Source organism: Bacillus canaveralius, assembly GCF_002860125.1.
Lineage (GTDB): Bacteria > Bacillota > Bacilli > Bacillales > Cytobacillaceae > Bacillus_BJ > Bacillus_BJ canaveralius.
This window is the reverse complement of the sequence record NZ_PGVA01000100.1, coordinates 1-5804: the sequence shown is the minus strand read 5'-3', so window position 1 is coordinate 5804 and position 5804 is coordinate 1. Positions and strand designations below refer to the sequence as shown.

6 protein-coding genes are annotated in these 5804 nt (G+C 45.9%); 5 read left to right on the top strand and 1 reads right to left on the bottom strand.

What is annotated here, in order from left to right:
- The first annotated feature begins 201 nt into the window (after positions 1-201).
- The 4 genes from CU635_RS22950 (at position 202) to pheA (ending at position 3547) form a co-directional block, all read left to right on the top strand.
- On the top strand, positions 202-738 hold the full coding sequence (locus CU635_RS22950; RefSeq protein ID WP_101579658.1) for a sporulation initiation phosphotransferase B: 537 nt from the start codon (positions 202-204) through the stop codon (positions 736-738).
- 70 nt (positions 739-808) lie between these two features.
- Positions 809-2101, top strand: a complete 1293-nt coding sequence (gene obgE / locus CU635_RS22945; RefSeq protein WP_101579657.1) for a GTPase ObgE — start codon at positions 809-811, stop codon at positions 2099-2101.
- A 39-nt stretch (positions 2102-2140) separates the two neighbouring features.
- The gene (locus CU635_RS22940; protein ID WP_101579656.1) at positions 2141-2596 is read left to right on the top strand and encodes an ACT domain-containing protein; all 456 of its coding nucleotides are present in this window, start codon (positions 2141-2143) and stop codon (positions 2594-2596) included.
- Positions 2597-2680: 84 nt separating this feature from the next.
- Positions 2681-3547, top strand: a complete 867-nt coding sequence (gene pheA, locus CU635_RS22935) for a prephenate dehydratase (protein WP_101579655.1) — start codon at positions 2681-2683, stop codon at positions 3545-3547.
- Positions 3548-3606: 59 nt separating this feature from the next.
- Here the strand turns inward: pheA and CU635_RS22930 are convergent, their stop codons facing one another.
- Entirely contained in the window at positions 3607-4146 is a 540-nt protein-coding gene (locus CU635_RS22930; protein WP_101579654.1) for a transcription repressor NadR, read from the bottom strand.
- 254 nt (positions 4147-4400) lie between these two features.
- Here CU635_RS22930 and safA point away from each other — a divergent pair.
- The coding region (gene safA, locus CU635_RS22925) for a SafA/ExsA family spore coat assembly protein (protein ID WP_142383185.1) at positions 4401-5804 on the top strand (1404 nt) is incomplete at its 3' end.

The window sequence follows — 5804 nt, the reverse complement described above, 5'->3', positions numbered from 1 at the left end:
TGGAACACCCTGAAACCCGAGGACAAGAAGACAATATCTAATTCCTGTTTTCTACTCTACAATGGAAAAAACATCGATTTAGCAGGATGCGTTTTTCTAAAATTTTCATTTTTGCCCTTAAATTTGCTTACGATTGTAGTCTTTTTTGATATACTATCAGCAAGCGGTCTTCTAAGATTGAATAACTTGAGGAGTCGATGTATGAAAAAAGACTGGAACACTGTCGAGGTGCTCAGGCACGCCCGGCATGATTGGCTAAATAAATTGCAACTAATAAAAGGAAATATAGCGTTAAATAAAATGGACCGGGCAAAAGAAATCATTGATGAAATTGTCGTAGAGGCGCAAAATGAAGCAAAGCTTTCTAATTTAAAAATGCCGGAGCTAGCCTCATTGCTGCTTACATATAATTGGGAAAACCATTCCTTCCAACTCGAATATGAAGTGATAAACGAGCATGAACTGTCACCGGGGAATGACCGGATCATTTCAAGCTGGACAAGGTCTTTTTTTTCATGTTTAAATGCATCGATAGAAGCTTTCCGGGAAAACCATTTATCGGTGACGATTCAACCCGGAAAAAAAGGGGTTCGTTTCTTTTTTGATTTTAGCGGAATAATAACAAATAAACAGCAGCTAGAATATTTTCTGGAGGCTAATGAACATGCTGTGTCGTTAAAAATCCAGGAATTCTCTGAACAGGAACTCGCACTCGATGTTTTCGTGCCGTTGGGCTAGGGAATGGGAGATAGAGCGATTCTCGTCTTGGGAAAAGTGGGGATACAGGACTGTAGACGGGAGGAATAAAATGTTTGTTGATCAAGTGAAAATATACGTAAAAGGTGGAGACGGCGGCAACGGAATGGTTGCGTTTCGCCGGGAAAAATATGTACCGAAAGGGGGCCCTGCCGGAGGGGATGGCGGAAAAGGGGCCGATGTTGTTTTTGAAGTCGAAGAAGGTTTAAGAACACTGATGGATTTTCGTTATCAGCGCCATTTTAAAGCTCCGCGCGGTGAGCATGGTATGTCGAAAAATCAGCATGGAAAAAACGCTAAGGATATGGTGGTAAAGGTACCGCCGGGAACAATCGTAACGGATGATAAAACGGGTGAAGTCATCGCTGACTTAACCGAGCATGGACAGCGGGCTGTCATCGCCAAGGGCGGGAGAGGCGGGCGGGGCAATAGCCGCTTCGCGACCCCAGCCAATCCTGCTCCGGAACTTTCAGAGAATGGAGAACCGGGACTGGAACGCGAAATAATACTGGAGCTCAAGTTGCTTGCAGATGTAGGGCTTGTCGGTTTTCCAAGCGTCGGAAAATCAACACTTCTTTCCGTCGTGTCATCGGCCCGGCCGAAAATTGCCGAGTACCATTTTACGACGATTGTCCCGAATCTCGGGATGGTTGAAACAGAGGATGGGCGAAGCTTTGTATTGGCCGATTTGCCGGGACTGATCGAAGGGGCTCACTCCGGTGTTGGCCTTGGTCATCAATTTTTGCGGCATATCGAACGGACCAGGGTTATTGTGCATGTCATTGACATGGCAGCCAGCGAAGGCCGCGATCCATATGACGATTATCTGACTATTAACAATGAGTTAAAGGAATATAATTTAAGGCTGACCGAGAGGCCGCAAATTATTGTTGCCAATAAAATGGACATGCCGGGTGCGGAGGAAAACTTAAAGGAGTTTAAGGCTAAACTTACAGATGACGTTCCGGTCTTTGCGATTTCTGCAATCACCCGTCAAGGGTTGAGAGATTTACTGTTTGCAATTGCCGATAAGCTGGAGGATACACCGGAATTCCCTCTTGTTGTGGAAGAAGAAGCGGATCAAGATGTCCACCGCGTCATGTATAAGCATGAAGCAGAACAACAGGAATTTATGATCACTCGAGACCCGGATGGTACTTTTGTTTTATCCGGCGAAAAATTGGAACGTTTATTCAAAATGACCGATTTTTCAAGAGATGAATCTGTACGCCGCTTCGCCAGGCAGCTGCGCGGCATGGGTATCGACGAAGCGCTTCGCAAAAAAGGGGCTGCCGACGGAGATACAATAAAATTAATGGATTACGAATTTGAGTTTATCGAGTAGAGTTGGCATGTACTGTTTTTGATTTAATGGGGTGGGGAAATGAGACAGGATAAATTCGATAAAAAATTTTATTTAGTTCGTGAAGATGTTCTTCCCGAGGCAATGAAAAAAACACTTGAAGCGAAGGAAATGATTGAACGGGGAAAAGCAGAATCGGTATGGGATGCGGTTCATAAGGTTGACTTGAGCCGAAGCGCTTTTTATAAGTATCGAGATACCGTGTTTCCGTTTCATACGATTGTAAAGGAACGGCTGATCACACTGTTTTTCCACCTGGAAGATCGTTCTGGAACGTTGTCACAGCTGCTAGGTGTTGTAGCTTCATCCGGCTGCAATGTCCTGACGATCCACCAGACAATTCCGCTGCAAGGAAGAGCAAATGTGACACTCTCCTTAAATACAACGGGAATGGAAATCGACATGGATGAGCTGCTTTTAAACTTACGGCGGCTTGAATTTGTTGAAAAAGTTGAAGTGCTGGGATCAGGTGCTTAAGGGCTCGCTCTTAACGGCTGGTTTCGGCTATTTTTTATAAAAACTATAGCGGTGTGCTTGTTTAAATACTGAGGAGGAATTATCGTGAAAGTTGGTTTTTTAGGACCGCGGGCAACCTTTACAGAGTTAGCCGTGCAAGCGGTGTTTGGAGATGAAGAATCTGTTCCATTCCTGACTATTCCTGAATGTATGGATGCCGTTTTAGAAGGGGACGTCGATTTTGCGGTTGTTCCGATGGAGAATACGCTTGAAGGCTCTGTAAACATTACGCTCGACTATTTAATCCATGAAGCCGGCCTGCCGATTATCGGGGAGATCACTGCTCCGATTCGCCAGCATTTAATGGTACATCCCGATAACAGCAAATCATGGAAGCAATTGCAATTTGTTTACAGCCATTCACATGCTATTGCCCAATGCCATAAGTTTCTGCATAGTGAACTGCGCGGTGTGCGCTGTCAAAATACGACATCGACAGCAGCAGCAGCGCAATACATACAAGAACATCCTGAAATAAATGCTGCAGCGATTGGCAATGAGCTGTCCGCAAAGGAATACGGACTTGAGATTGTTAAAGAAAATATCCATGATTTTGCGGATAATCATACCCGCTTTATTATTCTATCATTATCCCCTGTTGCTCCAGGGGGGCCGCAATCCCTATATAAAGGTGATAAAACATCAATTATGGTGACTCTTCCGTCAGACCATGCCGGGGCCCTGCACCAGGTTTTATCTGCGTTTGCATGGAGAAAGCTTAATTTGTCGAAGATTGAATCACGGCCGATGAAAACTGGGCTCGGTAATTATTTTTTCATTATTGATGTTGAGATGAAGATGGATGAAGTCCTGATTCCCGGCGTTATCCAGGAGCTTGAAGCACTTGGCTGCAAAGTAAAGCTTCTTGGAAGCTACCCTTCATTCCATCTTGAAGCAAAACAGCGAACTTAATAGAAGAAAATACAAAAAGGATCCGGGCAGGATCCTTTTTCTGTTAAATTAAACTTAGTTTAAGACGAGACAAGGAAATTTGCTTGTTTGAGGGCGGACTCTGCTTCGATTAACGTCTGTTCGGATCGGGCTGAAATCGTATGCAGGTGAATTCCTGCTGTCAGTTCAGACAAAAAGGCAGCTTTCGTCTCGTGGATTTTTCGCATGAATCGTTGAACTTCCGTTCGGTTCGATACCATGATCGAAGCCGTTAAATCTCCATAGACCGGGTGTTCAATTTTAACATCCTTGACGGTTACGCCTAAATCGACGAGGAGATTAAGCTCATCTTCCGTTCTTTCCGGAGGATGAAAGCAGGCGACCGTCCGCTCAAAAACCGGCGTTTGCGAGACTGGCCTTAAGTATATATAACCCTGGCTCGTTGCGATAATCGGCTCCTTTCTTACTTTTAATAAGGTGATATCGCTGACAATTACCTGCCTGCTTACATTCGTTCTCGCTGCCAGTTCACTGCCGGTTAGCGGTTTTTCGCTCTCTTTCAACAGCTGCAACAGCAGCTCGCGTCGTTCATCTCCGAGCACCTTCATTTGGTCCTTCATCACATTACTCCTTGTATAAATGATGTCCCATTTTAACATAAAAACCTGCGATAAATCACTATTTACGCAGATTTTGCTTCTAAAGACGTATTACGGTCTCAACTCGCAGTCCGTTCTTTCAGCATTTTTAATGGCTCATGCCTTGCTTCGTTCATATTTCTGGAGAGTGCAGCATAAGTTTTTGTGTAGACTGTTAGCAATTTGCCTACTTTGACATACAATGTATGGACTTATGCCATAGGAGGGAAATCATAGTGAAGATCCATATCGTACAGAAAGGGGATACTCTTTGGAAGATCGCCAAGAAGTACGGCGTGAACTTTGAAGAGCTGAAAAAGATGAATACACAGCTCAGCAACCCTGATATGATTATGCCCGGGATGAAGATAAAAGTTCCCACATCTGGAGGAACGATCAAAAAAGAAGCTCCGCTGACTGGAGGGAAGCCGGAAGCAAAAATCAGTGTGGGTGCTAAAAAGGAAATGCCGAAAGTCGAACATCCTTTAGTAAAAGAAAAGCCGCAAGTTTCGCCGGTAACAGAAGCACCAAAACCTGCGCCAACTCCCAAAAAAGAAGCGCCTGCCATTGAAAAACAGAAGGAACCCGTAAAAGAAAAGCCGAAAGCACCGTATACTCCAAAAATGCCTCAGCCTGTCATTCCTGAAATCGACATTAATCATTATTATACGCTCAACATGGCCAATATGTCCGTGGAGCAGCCAACCGAGCAAGCACCCCTGCCGCAAATACCGCCAAAACCTACTAATATTCTGCCCGGAATGATGAATGAAGAGAGCCCAAATGTAAAAGAAGAAGCAGCACCGCAGTTGCCTAAACAACAAGGAGGTTACAAAGAACCAATGTATCCATACTCACCGAACTTTTTCCACAATTCACCTGCCATGCCCGGACATCAACAAGCAGCTTTTCCGCAACAGCCGTGGATGCCTTATCCGCAAGTACAAGGTGCGTCCATGATGCCGATGCAGCAAATGCCCCCGAGCTATGGAGTGGCAGGAAATCAAAGCATAAATTATACGAACCAAATGGATGATGAATCTTCTCCATTCATGCCGCAAATGCCACAAATGCAATCTGGTTTACCGACAGGCGTGGCAGGCGCAGAGGATTATCAGATGCCGCCACAAATGCAGGGGCAGTATCCACAGCAGGTGGCAGGAGCGCAAATGCCTTATGCCCCGATGCATAAGGCGCCACTTGGACCATCTGTAGCAGGAGCTGGGTTTGCTCCTTGCCCGCCGCCTTACGGATACCCGCATTTGCCGCCGAAAGTGAAGGGAGCCATGGATTACCAGACACCATACTTCCCGCCACAGGTGCTGGGGGCGATGGATCAGCAGATGCCATTCCCGTCACAAGTAGGTGGAGCTATGGATTACCAGATGCCGTTCCCGTCGCAAGTAGGCGGAGCTATGGATTACCAGATGCCGTTCCCGTCGCAAGTAGGCGGAGCTATGGATCAGCAGATGCCGTTCCCGTCGCAAGTAGGTGGAGCTATGGATTACCAGATGCCGTTTCCGTCGCAAGTAGGTGGAGCCATGGATTACCAGATGCCGTTCCCGTCGCAAGTAGGCGGAGCCATGGACTGCCAGATGCCGTTTCCGTCGCAAGTAGGTGGAGCCATGGATTACCAGATG